15 protein-coding genes are annotated in these 16,210 nt (G+C 63.8%); 7 read left to right on the top strand and 8 right to left on the bottom strand.

Annotation, left to right across the window (positions count from 1 at the left end):
* Window positions 1-41 precede the first annotated feature (41 nt).
* On the top strand, window positions 42-956 hold the full coding sequence (locus C4J94_RS11515) for a GGDEF domain-containing protein (protein ID WP_124386266.1): 915 nt from the start codon (window positions 42-44) through the stop codon (window positions 954-956).
* 1 nt (window position 957) lies between these two features.
* A complete protein-coding gene (locus tag C4J94_RS11510; RefSeq protein ID WP_124386265.1) occupies window positions 958-1,995 on the top strand; it encodes an AraC family transcriptional regulator in 1,038 nt (345 codons plus the stop codon).
* Here the strand turns inward: C4J94_RS11510 and C4J94_RS11505 are convergent.
* The 5 genes from C4J94_RS11505 to C4J94_RS11485 all read right to left on the bottom strand — a co-directional run bounded on the left by C4J94_RS11505 (window position 1,982) and on the right by C4J94_RS11485 (window position 7,240).
* Window positions 1,982-2,863 (bottom strand): LysR family transcriptional regulator, encoded by an 882-nt coding sequence (locus C4J94_RS11505; protein WP_124386264.1) that lies wholly within the window; start codon window positions 2,861-2,863, stop codon window positions 1,982-1,984. The two genes, C4J94_RS11510 and C4J94_RS11505, sit on opposite strands and share 14 nt — an antisense overlap.
* A gap of 186 nt (window positions 2,864-3,049) precedes the next feature.
* Window positions 3,050-3,667, bottom strand: coding sequence for an isochorismate family cysteine hydrolase YcaC (gene ycaC, locus C4J94_RS11500; protein WP_124386263.1), 618 nt, complete (start codon window positions 3,665-3,667; stop codon window positions 3,050-3,052).
* 26 nt (window positions 3,668-3,693) lie between these two features.
* Window positions 3,694-5,532, bottom strand: coding sequence for an amidohydrolase (locus tag C4J94_RS11495; RefSeq protein WP_124386262.1), 1,839 nt, complete (start codon window positions 5,530-5,532; stop codon window positions 3,694-3,696).
* Window positions 5,529-6,119 (bottom strand): antibiotic biosynthesis monooxygenase, encoded by a 591-nt coding sequence (locus C4J94_RS11490; RefSeq protein ID WP_124386261.1) that lies wholly within the window; start codon window positions 6,117-6,119, stop codon window positions 5,529-5,531. The genes C4J94_RS11495 and C4J94_RS11490 overlap by 4 nt, the downstream gene beginning before the upstream one ends.
* Before the next feature lie 212 nt (window positions 6,120-6,331).
* Complete coding sequence (locus C4J94_RS11485) at window positions 6,332-7,240, bottom strand: LysR family transcriptional regulator (RefSeq protein WP_124386260.1); 909 nt, start codon at window positions 7,238-7,240, stop codon at window positions 6,332-6,334.
* A gap of 204 nt (window positions 7,241-7,444) precedes the next feature.
* Here C4J94_RS11485 and C4J94_RS11480 point away from each other — a divergent pair, with 204 nt between their 5' ends.
* Window positions 7,445-7,843, top strand: coding sequence for a helix-turn-helix domain-containing protein (locus C4J94_RS11480; protein ID WP_124386259.1), 399 nt, complete (start codon window positions 7,445-7,447; stop codon window positions 7,841-7,843).
* 58 nt (window positions 7,844-7,901) lie between these two features.
* Window positions 7,902-10,673, top strand: coding sequence for a winged helix-turn-helix domain-containing protein (locus C4J94_RS11475; protein ID WP_124386258.1), 2,772 nt, complete (start codon window positions 7,902-7,904; stop codon window positions 10,671-10,673).
* Here the strand turns inward: C4J94_RS11475 and C4J94_RS11470 are convergent.
* Both C4J94_RS11470 and C4J94_RS11465 read right to left on the bottom strand, forming a co-directional pair.
* Window positions 10,620-12,071, bottom strand: a complete 1,452-nt coding sequence (locus tag C4J94_RS11470; RefSeq protein ID WP_124386257.1) for a winged helix-turn-helix domain-containing protein — start codon at window positions 12,069-12,071, stop codon at window positions 10,620-10,622. The genes C4J94_RS11475 and C4J94_RS11470 overlap by 54 nt on opposite strands.
* Before the next feature lie 148 nt (window positions 12,072-12,219).
* Entirely contained in the window at window positions 12,220-13,170 is a 951-nt protein-coding gene (locus C4J94_RS11465) for a GlxA family transcriptional regulator (RefSeq protein ID WP_124388960.1), read from the bottom strand.
* A 181-nt stretch (window positions 13,171-13,351) separates the two neighbouring features.
* Here C4J94_RS11465 and C4J94_RS11460 point away from each other — a divergent pair, with 181 nt between their 5' ends.
* Window positions 13,352-14,074: a pirin family protein gene (locus tag C4J94_RS11460; RefSeq protein ID WP_124386256.1), complete on the top strand. Its 723-nt coding sequence runs from the start codon at window positions 13,352-13,354 to the stop codon at window positions 14,072-14,074.
* Between the two features lie 142 nt (window positions 14,075-14,216).
* Entirely contained in the window at window positions 14,217-14,525 is a 309-nt protein-coding gene (locus C4J94_RS11455; RefSeq protein WP_124386255.1) for a hypothetical protein, read from the top strand.
* 71 nt (window positions 14,526-14,596) lie between these two features.
* Here the strand turns inward: C4J94_RS11455 and C4J94_RS11450 are convergent, their stop codons facing one another.
* Window positions 14,597-15,556, bottom strand: coding sequence for a GlxA family transcriptional regulator (locus C4J94_RS11450; protein ID WP_124386254.1), 960 nt, complete (start codon window positions 15,554-15,556; stop codon window positions 14,597-14,599).
* Window positions 15,557-15,664: 108 nt separating this feature from the next.
* Here C4J94_RS11450 and C4J94_RS11445 point away from each other — a divergent pair, with 108 nt between their 5' ends.
* On the top strand, window positions 15,665-16,207 hold the full coding sequence (locus C4J94_RS11445; protein ID WP_124386253.1) for a thioesterase family protein: 543 nt from the start codon (window positions 15,665-15,667) through the stop codon (window positions 16,205-16,207).
* The last annotated feature ends 3 nt before the right edge of the window (window positions 16,208-16,210 follow it).

The raw sequence follows: 16,210 nt of genomic DNA, 5'->3' as shown, positions 1-16,210 counted from the left end.
GTGCTGGCGCCCACGATTGAATCATCCAAGGACGCGCAGCCATGTTTTCCGTGCTCACACCCCATCGCTGGAAACTCGCCGCGCTGCTGGTCGCCGCCAACCTCGGGTTGATCCTGCACCTGGCTTGCGGCGAGCTTAAAAGCATCAGCGAATGGGAGTGGCTGGACATCGTCGGCGAAGGCGGTTCGGCGCTGCTCGCGTTGATCTGGCTGGGCCTGGTACTGAAAAGCCGACCCGCCGGACGGGTCACCAACTACCTGGCACTGGGCCTGTCGTGCATATTTTTTTCCTGGTGGATCGACAGCCTCGACGAGTTCATCCGCCTGCCCGACAGCATCACCTGGGACCATTGGCTGGAGTCGGGGCCGATGCCGGTGGGCATGATCCTGCTGACGATCGGCATCTACCACTGGCACCGCGAGCAACTGGCAATCAGCGCGCAGATGGAAAAGCGCGAGCGCCTGTTCCGCGAGCATCGGCTGTTCGACAAACTCACGCCCCTGGCCGGTGCCGATTACCTCAAGCGCCAACTCGAAGGCAGCTTGCACGACAGCCGCAACCAGCAGCAACCGCTGTCGCTGCTGGCCGTGGACCTGGACAACTTTGCCGCCATCAACCAGGCCTACGGGCATGCCGAGGGCGATGCGGTGCTGCAGGCGGTCAGCCATGTGCTGCTGCTCAACCTGCGCCGCCAGGACCTGCTATGCCGACTGGCCGGTGACCGTTTTGTGGTGCTGCTGCCCAACACCGGCGAGCGCCAGGCCAAGGAGCTGGCGCTGGAGTTGCAGCAGGCGGTGCAGAGCCTGTCGCACAAAACCCGGCTGCAAGGGGAGCGCCTGCAACTGGCGGCGACCACGGCGGTGGTAATGGCCCTGGACGAGGCGCCCCAGGAGCTGCTCAAGCGCCTGAACCTGGCGCTGGCGCGGGCCAAGCAACCCCTTGCGAAAAGCGCCTGAGGTGGCCGTGAAAACCAGCGGGTATGAAAACGACAGCCGCTTCATCCCCGGCCATTACCAACCCGCCACACTGATCGACCTGGCCTTGTCCCGGGACATCGACAGCCATCGCCTGCTGCGCGGCACCGGGCTGTTCCACGAAGACATCCTGGCCGGCAACGCACGCTTGAGCCCGCAGCAGTTCCTCGGCTTGATCGGCAACAGCCGCAAGCTGCTGGACGCCGACGACAGCAGCTTCCTGTTTGGCCAACGCCTGCTGCCCGGCTACTACGGCGCGGCCAGCCATGCCCTGGGGCATGCACAGAATCTGCATCAGGCCCTGGAGATTGTTATCCAGCAACAGGTGCTGCTCAGCCCGCTGGCCACGCTGCGCCTGGAGTTGGATGAGCAGCACGCTTACCTGTACTGGCGGGACAGCTGCGGCGCCGGCGAGCACTGGCGCTTTCTGCTGGAAGCGAGCATGACCTCGCTGGTTGCCATGAGCCAATGGCTCAGCGGCGAACGCCTGCCCTGGGTGTGCAGTTTCAGCCATGCCGAGCCGCGCTATGTCGAACAGTACTGGGTGCACCTGGGCGAGCAAACACGCTTCGAACGCCCGCTGGACATGATGTGCCTCCCCCGCCAATACCTCACCCGCGCCTGGCCTGGTGCCTCGGCCACGGCGGGGCAAGTGGCGCGCCAGCAAGCCCGCGAACAGATCGACCAGTTGGGCTTTGCCGCGAGCTTTCTGGACGGCCTCTACGACTACCTGCGCGACCACGTGCGCCAGCCACCGAGCCTGGAACAGGCCGCGCAGGCCTTCGCCATGAGCCCGGCCACCCTCAAGCGCAAGCTGCACAAGCACGACACCGGTTTTCAGCAACAGGTGGACCGGGTGCGCAAGCACATGGCATTGCACCTGTACCAGGCCAAAGGGTTCAGTAACGAAGAAGTAGCCGCTTACCTGAACTTCAGCGACGCCGCGAACTTTCGGCGCGCGTTCAAGCGCTGGACCGGCAGCACCCCCAGCCTGATCCGGCAGTTGTTCAGCAGCCGCTAGCCAGGCGTTCGCGCAGGAACTCGACCAGCGCCTGCACCGGCCGCGAACTCTGCCGATGCTGGGGGTACACCGCCGAGAGCGTCAGGGCTTCGGGGGCGAATTCGTCGAGTACGCTGACCAGGCGGCCGTCCTTCAACGCCTCGCCGACGATAAAGGTCGGCAGGTAGGTCACGCCCAGGCCGGCAATCGCGGTGTCACGCAGCAGGTCGCCGTTATTGACGCGCATGCGCCCGCTCACGTTCAACGCTTGCAGCTTGCCCTTGAAGCGCCATTGCACGTGGCGCCCGTGGCCGTACGGCAGGCAATCGTGCCCGGCGAGGTCATCGGGTTTTTGCGGCGTGCCGCGCAGGGCCAGGTAGCCGGGGCTGGCGCAGTACACCCTCGGGATGCTGGCAATACGCCGGGCGATCAGGGTGGAATCTTCCAGGGTGCCGATCCGCAGCACCAGGTCATAGCCTTCGCCGATCAGGTCCACCGGGCGGTCGCTGAGGTCGACTTCCACCGCCACCTCGGGATAGCGCTGCAGAAACAGCGGCAACAGGCAACCCAGATGCGCCATGGCAAACGACAATGGCGCGCTGAGACGAATGGTGCCGCGCGGTTCGCTGTTCTGCCCGGCGATGCCCTGCTCCACTTGCTCCACATCACCGAGCAGGCGCAAGGCCGATTCGTAGTAGCTCTGGCCCAGCGGCGTGACATCCAGGCGGCGCGTGGAGCGGTTGAGCAGGCGCACGCCGAGGCGCTCTTCCAGCTGGATCAGGCGGCGGCTGACGAACTGTTTGGACAGGCCCAGTTGCTCGGCGGCGGCAGTGAAGCTGCCGGATTCCATGACCTGACAGAACAGGCGCATGTCTTCGAAGGGGTTCATTGTCACTTCTCGGTGGACATTAGGCTGTTTTATAACTGGATAGTCGCAACACCACAAACCCAATGTGAACACAGCCAAATGTGGGAGGGGGCTTGCCCCCGATGGCGGTGGGTCAGTTCTGAATAAGCTGACTGATACACCGCTATCGGGGGCAAGCCCCCTCCCACAGGGGATTACCTATACCTTTTACTTGGCGGTGAACGCCGAGTAGCTGTTCATCAGGTTGCGGTAGTTGGGGATGCGCGGCGACAGCAGGTTGGCCAGGCCTTCCATGTCATTGCGCCAGTCCACCTGCAGCTCGCAGGCCACGGCGAACCAGTTCACCAGTTGCGCACCCGCAGCGGTCATACGCGCCCACGCGGCTTGCTGTACGGTCTCGTTGAAGGTACCGGAGGCGTCGGTGACCACGAACACCTCGAAGCCTTCGGCCAGGGCGCACAGCGTTGGGAAGGCCACGCACACATCCGTCACCACACCGGCAATGATGATCTGCTTGCGACCGGTCGCCTTGACGGCCTTGACGAAGTCTTCGTTGTCCCAGGCGTTGATCTGGCCAGGGCGGGCAATGTACGGCGCGTCCGGGAACAGGGCCTTGAGTTCCGGAACCAGAGGGCCGTTGGGGCCGGCTTCAAAACTGGTGGTCAGGATGGTCGGCAGGTTGAAGAACTTGGCCACGTCGGCCAGGGCCAGCACGTTGTTCTTGAATTCGTTGGGGGAGAAATCCTGCACCAGCGAGATCAGGCCGGTCTGGTGATCGACCATCAGTACAACAGCATCATCTTTGTTCAAACGCGAGTAAGTCATGGGTTAACTCCTTGGTGGGTGTTGAATCAGAAGGCAAAGCAAGAGCAGCCAAACGCACCCCAGAACCCCTGGAAGTCGCTGACCGGCGCACTGGAAAGACGCGCTTTTTCATGGCTGTGGGAGTGCACGCCGCACGGGCCGCTGCACTGGTGAACCTGGGCTTGCAGGGGCGAGTTCGGACGCCAGTGCCCCGGCACCTTGACCACCGGCGACCAGTCCGGCAGTACCGGCACACGCGGCGGTGCGAAATCTTCGAAATCGCCGGCGCCGTAGACCACCTTGCCGCCGACCACGGTGAGCACCGATTCGATCCACTTGATGGCTTCTTCATCGACACTGAAAAAGTCCGCCGAGAGTGCCGCGACGTCCGCCAATTGGCCGACCTTGATCTGGCCCTTTTTGCCCTGTTCGGACGAGAACCAGGCGCTGCCGTGGGTGAACAGTTCCAGCGCGGTGAGGCGCGGCAGGCCCTCGGCGTGCAATTCCAGGCCACCGACGGTGCGGCCGCTGACCATCCAGTACAGCGACGTCCACGGGTTGTAGCTCGAGACCCGCGTGGCATCGGTGCCCGCGCCGACCGGTACGCCTTCGGCGAGCATGCGCTTGATCGGCGGCGTGGCTTCGGCGGCCTTGGCACCGTAGCGCTCGACGAAGTATTCGCCCTGGAACGCCATGCGGTCCTGGATCGCGATACCGCCGCCGAGGGCGCGCACGCGTTCGATGTTTTTCGGGGTGATGGTTTCGGCATGGTCGAAGAACCATGGAAGGCCATTGAACGGGATGTCGCGGTTGACCTTCTCGAACACATCCAGCATGCGCGAGATCGACTCGTCATAGGTGGCGTGCAGGCGGAACGGCCAGCGCTGCTCCACCAGGTGGCGTACCACCGGTTCCAGCTCCTGCTCCATGGTCAGCGGCAGGTCGGGACGCGGCTCGAGGAAGTCTTCGAAGTCGGCGGCCGAAAACACCAGCATCTCGCCGGCGCCGTTGTGGCGCAGGTAGTCATCGCCCTGATGCAGGGTGACGCTGCCGGTCCAGTTCTTGAAGTCGCTGAGCTCTTCCTTGGGCTTCTGGGTGAACAGGTTGTAGGCAATGCGCACCGTCAACTGCTGGTCCTTGGCCAGTTGCTCGATCACCGCGTAGTCGTCGGGATAGTTCTGGAAACCGCCGCCGGCATCGATAGCGCTGGTCAGGCCCAGGCGATTGAGTTCACGCATGAACTGGCGTGTGGAGTTGACTTGGTATTCAAGCGGCAGTTTGGGGCCTTTGGCCAGGGTCGAGTACAGGATCATCGCGTTAGGCCGCGCCACCAGCATGCCGGTGGGGTTGCCGTTGCTGTCACGCACGATCTCGCCACCCGGTGGGTTCGGTGTGTCCTTGGTGTAGCCGGCCACGCGCAACGCCGCACGGTTGAGCAAGGCGCGGTCGTACAGGTGCAGCACGAACACCGGAGTATCCGGCGCGGCCTGGTTGAGTTCTTCCAGGGTGGGCATGCGTTTTTCGGCAAACTGGAATTCGTTCCAGCCGCCCACCACCCGCACCCATTGCGGCGTAGGGGTACGGTCGGCCTGGTCCTTGAGCATGCGCAAGGCATCGGCCAGGGACGGCACGCCTTCCCAGCGCAACTCAAGGTTGTAGTTCAGCCCGCCGCGGATCAGGTGCAGGTGCGAGTCGTTGAGGCCGGGGATCACCGTACGGCCCTTGAGGTCGATGACCTGGGTGCCGCTGCCGCGCAGGGCCATGGCCTCACCGTCAGTGCCTACCGCGACGAAACGCCCGTCACGGATGGCGACGGCGCTGGCGCGTGGGTTTTCCCGGTCCACGGTGTGGAACTGGCCATTGAACAGAATCAGGTCGGCGTTCATAGGGTTTCCTTTACAGAGGCTTCAAGCCAGGGAGCGAACAGGCGGGTGGCGGCCGGCATCAGCACGTACACCACCAGCAGCACGATGGTCAGGGTGACCAGGAAGGTGGAGACCACGTAGTTGGACAGAAACGGGTGCAACCGCAGGATCGGCCCCCAGATGAACGGTAGGAGCAGGGTTTGCGGCAGGATCACGAACAGGCTGACCACTGCCTGCTTCCAGCGCGGCGGCTTGGCGGCGCCGTCAGCCTGGGGCGCGAACCAGAACTCATTGGCGCCGCCGACTTCCGTCTGGTCGCCGTCCGCCAGCATCGGTGCAGCTTCGTCGATCAGCGTTTGGCGTTGCGGCGATTCAAGCCACAACTCCAGGGCTGCGGTGGAGCGGTAGCGCAAGACGCAGGTGAACAGCGCCATGCCGCCCTGCTGGCTGCGCACCACGTCGACCCCAAGGTGGCCGGGGCGCTCGCCCGCGATGCGCACGATGCGCCGTAGCCAGGCTTCGTACTCGGTTTCTCGGCCGGGCTTGACCCGGTGTTTGACGACCAGGGTGACGACTTCGTCCGGGCTGGTGGTGGCTGTTGGGTCCATGTTGGGTGTCTCCCCCGGGGCATTGAGCGATAGGAGGAGTTTGGCGGGTTGGGGCTGGGCGAAATTGGATGTATGTGCTGTTTGGCTTTTATGTGCTGTTTGGCTTTATGTGGGAGGGGGCTCGCCCCCGATAGCGGTGGATCAGTCAAGGACATGGACACTGGCACACCGCAATCGGGGGCAAGCCCCCTCCCACATTTTTTGATCTGCAGTCAGCCCCCCGCCGCCATATGCTCCGCAATCCGCCCGCGCAGCCAGCGCTCGGCCGGGTCGTTGTCATGCACCCCGCTCCACACCATCGACAGTTCGGCTGCGTCAATTGCAAACGGCGGGTCTTCGGCGCGCAGGCGGGTGCCCTCGGTCAATGCGCACGCGGCGTAATCGGGCACGGTCGCGATGATCTGCGTGCCGGCCAGCAATGCGCGCAAGCCGCTGAACTGTGGCACCGCCAGCACCACCCGCCGCGAGCGGCCGATGCGCGCCAGGTCCAGGTCGATATTGCCGCTCAGGTCGCCGGAGAACGACACCATCGCATGGGGCCTGGCGCAATAATCGTCAAGCGTTAATGGCGCCTCGCCATCATCACCGCGCAGCACCTTGCAGGGAATATCGCGCAGCTTCTTGCGCTTGGCATTGGCCGGCAGTTCGGTGGTGTAGCTCACCCCCACCGAGATTTCGCCACTGGCCAGCAGCGACGACATCAACAGGAAGTTGGCCCGGCGCACCACCACGATAATGCCTGGCGCTTCTTCGCGCAGGCGGCTGAGGAGCGGCGGGAACAGGCCGAACTCCGCATCGTCGGACAGCCCGATGCGAAACACCGCGCAACTGGTGGAGGGGTCGAAATCCTTGGCGCGGCTGACGGCGCCTGAAATGGTGTCCATGGCCGGTTGCAACTCGTTGAGTATCGCCAGCGCCCGTGGCGTGGGTTCCATGCCGCGCCCATTGCGCAGCAGCAGCGGATCGTCGAACAGGTCGCGCAGGCGGCCCAGTGCCGCACTCACCGCCGGCTGGCCCATGAAGAGTTTCTCGGCGACCCGGGTCAGGTTTTTCTCGAACATCAGGGCTTCGAAAATCACCAGCAGGTTCATGTCGACGCGGCGCAGGTCGTTGCGGTTCATGGCGGTATCCAAACGGTATGCAGGGGGTCAGGGAAGCATGCCCGCAACGCAGGGGATTGCATACCTGTGCTGTCTTTTCCGCGCCCTCACCTGGCGAAATTAACAACGATTAACTCGTCAGCCAGGCGGCCCGGCAACAAGATAAGCGGCGTCTACACTGCATCCATTCACCGGGAACGCTCCCATCGACTGCGGATATTTGTCATGGCCCGACTCGAGCAATATGCCCCTCGTTTATCCGCCACCGGAGGCCTATGCCCCCGGCGCGAGCGTATCGCCAAGCAGCTGATCCTGGCCAACCTCGGCGAAAGCCTGAGCATCGCCGAGCTGGCCCAGGCCTGCGCCTTGTCGCGCAGCCATTTTTCCCGAGCCTTCAAGTGTTCCACCGGAGCCTCGCCCCAGGAATGGATTCGCCAGCAGCGCATCCTGCGCGCCAAGGAACTGATCACCAGCTCGTCCCTGAGCCTTACGCAGATCAGTCTGGAGTGCGGTTTTTGCGACCAGGCGCACTTCTGTCACATGTTCACCCGCAGCGAGGGGGTGAACCCGATGACCTGGCGAAACCACCACTCGCGCTCCAAACCCGAGGTGATCGCAGCCTAGTGGTCTGGACGCACCTGGAATATGCTGGCCCACTCTTTATTCCTGAACCTGGGCAGCCATGAATGATTTGAGCGACCAGGCCGTGCACTTCGGCCCCTACCGCATCCATCCGCGCGAGCGCCTGGTGCTGGAGGCCGGTCGCCCGCTGCGCCTGGGGCGACGCGCGGTGGACATTCTGCTGATCCTGCTCGAGCACGCCGGCAATGTGGTGAGCAAGCAGGAACTGATCGCGCGGGTGTGGCCCAAAAGCGTAGTGGAAGACGGCAACTTGCGGGTGCACATGGCCGCGTTGCGCAAGGCCCTGGGCGACGGCCAGGCCGGGCAGCGCTATATCGTCACGGTCGCCCAGCGCGGCTACAGTTTTGTCGCGCCACTGAGCATCGAACCGATGACGCTACCCACCGACGGCGCTCCACAACGGCCGAGCCATAACCTGCCCCTGCGGCGCACACGAATGATCGGCCGCCAGGCACTGATCGACGCCCTGGTGCAACAACTGCCGCAGCAACGCTTCATCACCCTGACCGGTGCCGGTGGCATCGGCAAGACCACCGTCGCCCTGCGCGTGGCCGAGCTGCTGATCGGGCACTACCGCGACGGCATTCACCTGCTGGACCTGGCGCCGCTCAGTGCCGCCTCGATGATCCTGCCCAACCTCGCCACCCTGCTTGGCGTGGCCCCTGGCGAGAACGCGCCCCTGGTCAGCTTCGCCCGCAGCTTGCAGGCACGCCAGCTGCTGCTGGTGATCGACAACTGCGAGCACCTGCTCGACGACATCGCCCTGATCAGCGAAACCCTGCTGCGCCATGCGCCGCAGCTGCACATCCTCACCACCAGCCGCGAAGCGCTGCGCGCCGAAGGCGAATCGGTGCAACGCCTGGAGCCGCTGAGCTGCCCGCCCGCCACCGGCAACCGCGCCCAGGCCCTGGGCTACCCGGCCATGCAATTGCTGATCGAGCGAGCCATGTCCCACCAGGACAGCTTTGCCCTCAACGACGCCGAACTGCCGCTGGCGATCGATATCTGCCAGCGCCTGGACGGCATTCCCCTGGCGATCGAGCTGGTGGCCGCGCAGATCGAACGCTTTGGCTTGTCCGGGCTGCTGGTGCAAATGGAAGATAACTTCCGCCTGCTGACCCGCGGCCGGCGCAGCGCCCTGCCCCGCCAGCAAACCCTGCGGGCCACGCTGGACTGGAGTTTTGACCTGCTTACCGAATGCGAAAAGATCTGCCTGCGCAGGTTGGCGGTGTTTCGTGGCGGCTTCAGCCTGGTCAGCGCGGCGGCCGTGATCGCCGGCGAGCACATCGCCCCGGCCGAAGTGCTCGGCTCGATCACGCAACTGGTGGCCAAGTCGCTGCTGAATGTGGATGCCAGCGATGACGAGATGGTCTATCGCCTGCACGACATCACCCGTACCTACGCCCTGGAAAAGCTCAGCCTTGCGGGCGAGCTGCAGGTCACGCGCGAACGGCACGCGGCACGCTGCCTGGCCCTGATGGAACAGGCCGAGGACGATTGGGAACTGATCGCCACGCTGCCCTGGATCGAGCGCTACGCACCGCTGCGCGAAGATGTGCGCGCGGCCCTCGACTGGGGGTTTGCCGACGCCACGGGGCACTTGTTGGCGATTCGCCTGACGGTCAGTGCGATGCCCCTGTGGCAAGAACTGTCGTTGCTGCGCGAGCACGGCGGCTATGTGGACAAGGCGCTGGCGCTGATCGACCAGGTCGAAGCGCCCTGCGCGCAATTGACCCTGCAACTGCAATTGGCCCTGGGCAGCCTCTCTTACCACGCCCTGGGCCCTGCGCCCCAAACCATTGCCGCATTCGTCGGTGCCGCACGCCTGGCCGAAGAGCGCCAGGACCTGGCCGGCCAGTTGCGTGCGGTCTCCGGGCATATGGCGGTGAACCTGTGTGCCGGGCGCTATGGCCAAGCGCTGGAACAGAGCCTGCAGTTCGATCGCCTCGACCCACGCACCGAGCCGCTGCTGGACCTGAGCGCCCAACGCTTGCGCGCCCTGGTGCAGCATTACACCGGCAATCAGGCCCTGGCCCGACAGCAGGCCGAGCAGGTGCTGCAGCGCATGAGTCACAGCGGCCACGTGAACCGCTTCGCCCATGGCGTCGGCGTGCAATACGACCAGAGCGTGGCGTCCTTGACCGTGCTGGCGCGCATCCTCTGGCTGCAGGGTTTTCCTGAACGCGCCTGGCGCACCGCCAGCCAGGCGCTGGAACTGGCGCTGCAGATCAACCACGGCACATCGATCTGCTACACCCTGGCCCTGGCCGGTGCGGTGATCGCCCGCTACAACGGTGCCGAAGACGACGCACAGGCCATGCAACGCCTGCTGCTGGAGCAATCGCACAAGCACTCGGTGCAACTGTTCCAGACCTGGGCCGGGCACTACGCCGGCATCATGGACGACAAGGATCTACAGGGCCTGGGACTGATCGAGGACACCCTGGTCACCTTCGGCATGAAGCAAGTCGATGCACCGGGTATCGAACGGGCACGCAGTGGCGCGGCGGGCTGGTGCGCGCCGGAAATCCTGCGGGTGTACGCCGGGCAAGCGATGCTCCAGGGTGATGCTCACGGCGCTGAAACGCTGCTGCTCGAAGCCCTTGACCTGGCGCGCCGGCAAGGTGCGCTGGCCTGGGAGCTGCGCTGTGCGGGCGACCTGGCGCAATTGTGGCAGCAGCGCGGGCACCCGCAGGCGGCCAGGGAGTTGCTCGGCGCAGTCTACGCGCAGTTCACCGAAGGCTTCGCCACCCGTGATCTATTGCGCGCACGCTGCCTGCTCGACGAGCTGCAGGACAAACGGCCGGCCTGAAGAACCCCCCACGCAATCCTCGTAGCCCTGCTGCAAACGTTCGACTTGAAGCGGGTCACGCAATTGCCCCAGGGCGTAGCTGCGCACGCAATTGAGCAGGCGATAGCGCACCGGGCCCAGGCCGGGCTCGATGGCGAGCAGCGAGGTGTTGACCAGGCGCGCCAGCAGGTAAGACAGGTCGGCGTGTTCCAGCTCGGTACCCGCTACCATTTCGCTCAAGGTGGGCAAGGTCACCGCCGTTTTGAACAAGCTCAACTGCAGAAACAGCCAGCACTCCGGCAGGCTCAGGCGTGTGTAGCTGAAGTCCAGCGCGGCGATCAGCGAGCGGTGACGTTCCACCGCCGTGCGCCGGCCACGGGTAAGCCCTTGCAAGCCGGTGCGCAGTTGCTTGTGCACACCGCCGATGCCCAGCGCGTCGACCTGGGCGGCCGCCAGTTCAAGGGCCAAGGGGATACCGTCCAGGCGCCGACAGATATCGCGCAATGGCGCCAGGTCCTGGGGCCGCAACGCAAACCCTTGCTGGCTGGCGCGCACCCTTGCCACGAACAGTTGCACCGCGGGACAGGCCATGGCCTGCTGGATATCGACCAATGCCGACGGTGACGGCACCCCCAGCCGGGGCACGCGTACCAGCCATTCGCCAGGGGTCAGCAAGGCCTCGCGACTGCTGATCAACACGCTGATCTCGGGCGCTCGTTCACCCAGGACGCGCAGCAGCTTGCGGCAGGCACCGAGCAGCAGATCGGCCCCGTCCAGTACCAGCAGCAACTGGCGCGAGGCCAATCGGCGGCACAGCGCATCGAGGCTGTCGACGGGGTCCAGTTGCAACAGCGTGGCCAGATGGCCGAGCAGTTCGCTCAAGCCTTGCAGACCGGTCATGTCGACCCACCAGACCCCGTCGCGATAGCGTGGCAACAGGCGCTCGGCCAGGGCCAGGGCCAGGGTACTCTTGCCGATGCCGGCCACACCGGTAAGGGTCAGCAGCCGCTGCCCGGCCATGCGCCGCACCAGCACGCCGACCAGCTCTTCGCGACCGAGCACCGGGCTGAGCCGCGCAGCCAGGTTGTGCGCTGGCAGCAACGTCGGCAACGTGTCTTGCTCGGGCGCGGCGAAGCAGTAGCCACGCTGCGGGTGATTGAGGATAAAGCGTTGCCCGTCCAGGGCACGACGCAGGGCGGCAATGTGCACGCGCAGGTTATTATCTTCGACAATGCTGTTGGGCCAGACCCGCTCGATCAAAGTCGCCTTGCTGATGAATTGGCCCGGTGCTTCCAGCAGCACCGCGAGAATATCCAGCGCACGCCCCCCCAGCGGCACCGGCCAGCCTGACTTGCTGACCAGTCGCTGGTGCCGATGAAAGGTGTAGGGGCCAAAGCTCACCGCCGCAGAATCATTCATGTCCGTAACCGCGCTGAAACACCCGTGCTTGAGTGCCTGCGCTCCTTTTCCGTGGGCTCGACGTTATCTTGCCAGCTCGCAATGACAGGACAATACCGGCACGGGGAGCGATACGGACAATCGGGTGCCTCAGACGGACATTGTGTCGTTAACTGAACTGTTGTCGGTATTGGGTAGGGTTCAGGCCGAGCTTTTCACTGAACAGAAAGCGCATATGCCGCACGCTGCCAAAGCCTGCGTGAAAGGCCACGGTCTTGAGCGGCAGGTCGGTGGTTTCCAGCAACTGCCGGGCCCGGTCGATGCGCGCGCCTTGCAGGAACGCCATGGGCGTCATCTGCACCTCCTTGGCGAACAATCGCGCAAAGTGGCGCGCACTCATGCCGGCCAGCTCGGCCATGGACTCGATGGTAAAGGGTTGATCCAGATGGGCCAGCACATGGTGCTGCACCCGCGTGATCGCGGTTTCCTGGGGCGCCACGGCGGCGGTCATCGGGCTGAACTGGGCCTGGCCACCCTGGCGTTTCATCACCACCAACAGCACCTTGGCGACGTCCACCGCCACTTGCTTGCCATGGTCCTGGGCAACAACCGACAGGGCCAGGTCGATACCGGCCGTGACGCCACCCGAGGTAATCAGGCGCCGGTCCTGCAAGTAAATGCGATCGGTCTCGACGATGGCGTTGGGGAACGCCTTGATCAGACGCTCGGTGTAATGCCAATGGGTGGTCACGCGGTGACCATCCAGCAAGCCGGCATGCCCGAGCACAAAGGCGCCGGTGCAGATGGAGCCGAAACGCCGGGCCAGTGGCGCCGTTGCATTGAGCCACGGCAACAGCGCGGGATGGCATTCGTTATAGGCACCCGGCCCGCCGGGCACCAGTAGCAAGTCGTACGCCGTGTGGGCCTGGTCCAGCAGCAGGTCGGTCTGGACCATCACACCATTGGACGCACGCAACGGCCCGGGCTCAGTGCCGAGGGTCAGGATGCGGTAGTGGTCGGCCGCCGGCAGGTAGCGGTTGGCAATCGAAAACACTTCGAGCGGCCCGGCCATGTCGAGCAGCAGGAAGTCCGGAAACAGCGCCATGGCCACGGTTTTCATAGGCGGGAAACGTCCATCGGGAAGGAATGCGTCGGGCATTATGGCATGCCTGCTACTGTCAACCTACAGGTGACAGTTATTCAAATTTGATCTTCTTAATGAATTATCGGTTAACCATTAACCTTCTTCTCAACGCAAGCGCTCTGCATTTCGCAGCCCGCGCTCACTTGAGGACTGGACCATGCTGACCCTTCGCAAAGCTTCCGAACGCGGCGCCGCCAATCACGGTTGGTTGAAGTCATTCCATACCTTTTCCTTCGCCAACTACTGGAACCCCAAGGAGCAGGGTTTTTCCGACCTGCTGGTGATCAACGATGACCGCGTCGCCGCCGGTAAAGGCTTCGGCCAGCACCCGCACCGCGACATGGAAATCTTCTCGTATGTACTCGAGGGTGCCCTGGAACACAAGGACACCCTGGGCACCGGCTCGGTGATCCGCCCCGGCGATGTACAACTGATGAGCGCCGGCAGCGGCGTGGCCCACAGCGAGTTCAACCACAGCCAACGCCTTGGCGTGCACTTCCTGCAAATCTGGATCGTGCCCAACGAAGCCGGGGCCAAGCCGCGCTATCAGCAGGAGCACTTCAGCGAGGCCCAGAAACGCGGGCGCTTGCAGTTGATCATCTCGCCGGACGGAGCCAATGGTTCGTTGAATGTGCGCCAGGATGCGCGGGTGTATGCCGGACTGTTCGACGGCGACGAAAGCGCGCAACTGGACTTGCCGCCGAATCGCTACGCCTACGTCCATGTGGCGCGTGGCAGCGTTGAACTCAATGGCCAGCGCTTGCAGGAAGGCGACGGCGTACGGGTACGGGACGAGCGCCAGCTTCGCCTGAGCCAGGGCGAGGATGCCGAGGTGCTGGTGTTTGACCTGCGCCCCAATGATCTGCCGCAGATGCCATGACGCTCGCAGTGATGGTCCGCACAGGATCATCGCTGGCATCGATAGTCACCATCAGCGCAATGAAGTTCTCTTAAAAAATGCGGCGCGTAACATCAAACCCATGCCAAACGGCACCCAACCAAGACACTCGGAGCACACTCTCATGAAACGCCAACTCTTGCTTAGCCTTGCTTTCTCGGTACTCGCTGCAAACGCTTTCGCTCACCCGGTAGTCGCTGAAGGCGGTGCCGACCGTTTGATTGAAACCCGCGTTGCCGAAGGCGGTGCGGATCGCCTGCAGGAACGCGGCCTGGCTGAAGGCGGTGCGGATCGCTTGCAGGAACGTGGCCTGGCTGAAGGCGGTGCGGATCGTCTGCAGGAACGTGGCCTGGCTGAAGGTGGTGCGGATCGCCTGCAGGAACGTGGCCTGGCTGAAGGTGGTTCGGATCGTCTGCTGAGCAACCACGTATAACCCCTGCTGTTGAAGGGGCACCCCAAACCGGCCTGATCAGCCGGTTTTTTTTCGTCTTCGATTTAGGTCGCTCAAGGCAGCGCACTCAAAAATCTCTTTCGATACGCCGCGGGCAACATGCCCACACGTTGCTGGAACAGGCGCCGAAACGAGTTGCTGTCTTCATAACCGACAGCGTAGGTGATGCTGTCGAGGGTCATACGGGTCGACTCAAGCATCTGCTTGGCCCGCTCAAGGCGCAGGGTTTGCAGATAACCGATAGGCGTATAGCCGGTGGCTTCCTTGAACCTTCGCTTGAAATTGCGCACGCCAAAGCCGAAGCGCTGCGCCACGTCATCGATCAATACCGGCTGGGCGAAGTGCTGCTCCAGCCAATGCTGCACCCGCAGTATTTCGCCGTCGCCGTGACTCTTGGGTAGCGACCACAGGGCATACACCGATTGCTCGGTGCGCACGTTATCAATCAGCAAGTATTTGCTGCAGGTATGCGCCAGCTCCGGTGAGCCGAAACGGCGGATCAGGTGCAGCATCAGGTCCATCGCCGCCGTCGCGCCGCCGCAGGTGATCAAGCGGTTTTCTTCACAGAGAATCTGTGCGTCATCCAGGCTGACCTGGGCATAGCGGCGCCGGAACAACGCGGCAAATGCCCAATGGGTGGTGGCGCGCGCACCGTGCAACAGACCCGACTCGGCCAGCAAAAACGCAGCCGTGCACATCGAGGCCAGCACCGCGCCTTGCCCGTGTTGCTCGCGCAGCCACGGGCCGTAAGCAGCAAACGTCGGCAGGGCTTGTTTCAACGTAAACAGAAAACCGGGGATCAGCACCAGGTCGGTGCGCACGACCTGCGCCAGGGAATACTGCACCTGCAGGCGCTGCCCGCCCCAAGTCGCGACCGCCTGGCCGTCCAGGGAAGCCAGCACCACCTCGAAGGCCGGTTTGTCGGCGAACAGGTTGGCTGCGCTGAGCATTTCCACGGCCAGTGTGGCGTTGGCCGCGGAGCATTGGTCAGCCAGAAGCAAGGTAATGTGCATTTAAGAAGCCTGCTTGCGCTTTTCGCATGAAATAAGTCATTTGCGCACCTACCTTAGTCGATTTCACCTCCGTACAGTGCCGCCATCGACCAACTGATTGGCGTTCTTATGAATTTATGGTTTCGACTGTTACGCATGCTGCTGCGTCGCCCCTGGCGCACACCGGCCCATGGCCTGGCCACCACCGTGGTGCGCATGCGCGTGTGGCCGCTGGACCTGGACCTCAACCGACATGTTACCAATGGCCGGTATTTCTCCCTGGCGGATGTGGCACGCATGGATTTCGTCCTGCGCACGGGCGCCTTTCGCGTGGCCTTGCGCCACAAAGCCGTGCCGATCGTGGGCGACACCTGGGGCAAGTTTCGCCGCGAGCTGAAGCTGTTTGAGGTATTCGAAGTGCACACCCGCATGCTCGGCTGGGACCACAAGTGGAGCCTGATGGAGCACCGGTTTTTCAGCAATGGCCGGGTTATCGGTGTGGTGGTGATACGCGGGCTGTTTCGCTCCACCAAGGGCACCCTGCCCCCAGCGGAGTTCGTGCGAGCGCTGGGCCTGGATGAGACTTCGCCACCGATGCCGCAATGGATGAGCGACTGGGCGCGCAGTTGTGATGCGATGAGCGCACAGTTGCGGGACGACGAACAGACCTGAAAG

This window comes from Pseudomonas sp. R5-89-07 (genome assembly GCF_003851685.1).
In the GTDB taxonomy this organism is placed as follows: domain Bacteria; phylum Pseudomonadota; class Gammaproteobacteria; order Pseudomonadales; family Pseudomonadaceae; genus Aquipseudomonas.
The sequence above is the reverse complement of the archived record's forward strand: the minus strand, read 5'-3'. Positions and strand labels throughout refer to the sequence as shown.

Coding starts and splice junctions, on each gene's coding strand:
- C4J94_RS11515 (WP_124386266.1), top strand. CDS start 42: ATGTTTTCCGTGCTCACACCCCATCGCTGGAAACTCGCCGCGCTGCTG.
- C4J94_RS11505 (WP_124386264.1), bottom strand. CDS start 2,863: ATGAACCCCTTCGAAGACATGCGCCTGTTCTGTCAGGTCATGGAATCC.
- ycaC (WP_124386263.1), bottom strand. CDS start 3,667: ATGACTTACTCGCGTTTGAACAAAGATGATGCTGTTGTACTGATGGTC.
- C4J94_RS11495 (WP_124386262.1), bottom strand. CDS start 5,532: ATGAACGCCGACCTGATTCTGTTCAATGGCCAGTTCCACACCGTGGAC.
- C4J94_RS11490 (WP_124386261.1), bottom strand. CDS start 6,119: ATGGACCCAACAGCCACCACCAGCCCGGACGAAGTCGTCACCCTGGTC.
- C4J94_RS11485 (WP_124386260.1), bottom strand. CDS start 7,240: ATGAACCGCAACGACCTGCGCCGCGTCGACATGAACCTGCTGGTGATT.
- C4J94_RS11480 (WP_124386259.1), top strand. CDS start 7,445: ATGGCCCGACTCGAGCAATATGCCCCTCGTTTATCCGCCACCGGAGGC.
- C4J94_RS11475 (WP_124386258.1), top strand. CDS start 7,902: ATGAATGATTTGAGCGACCAGGCCGTGCACTTCGGCCCCTACCGCATC.
- C4J94_RS11470 (WP_124386257.1), bottom strand. CDS start 12,071: ATGAATGATTCTGCGGCGGTGAGCTTTGGCCCCTACACCTTTCATCGG.
- C4J94_RS11465 (WP_124388960.1), bottom strand. CDS start 13,170: ATGAAAACCGTGGCCATGGCGCTGTTTCCGGACTTCCTGCTGCTCGAC.
- C4J94_RS11460 (WP_124386256.1), top strand. CDS start 13,352: ATGCTGACCCTTCGCAAAGCTTCCGAACGCGGCGCCGCCAATCACGGT.
- C4J94_RS11455 (WP_124386255.1), top strand. CDS start 14,217: ATGAAACGCCAACTCTTGCTTAGCCTTGCTTTCTCGGTACTCGCTGCA.
- C4J94_RS11450 (WP_124386254.1), bottom strand. CDS start 15,556: ATGCACATTACCTTGCTTCTGGCTGACCAATGCTCCGCGGCCAACGCC.
- C4J94_RS11445 (WP_124386253.1), top strand. CDS start 15,665: ATGAATTTATGGTTTCGACTGTTACGCATGCTGCTGCGTCGCCCCTGG.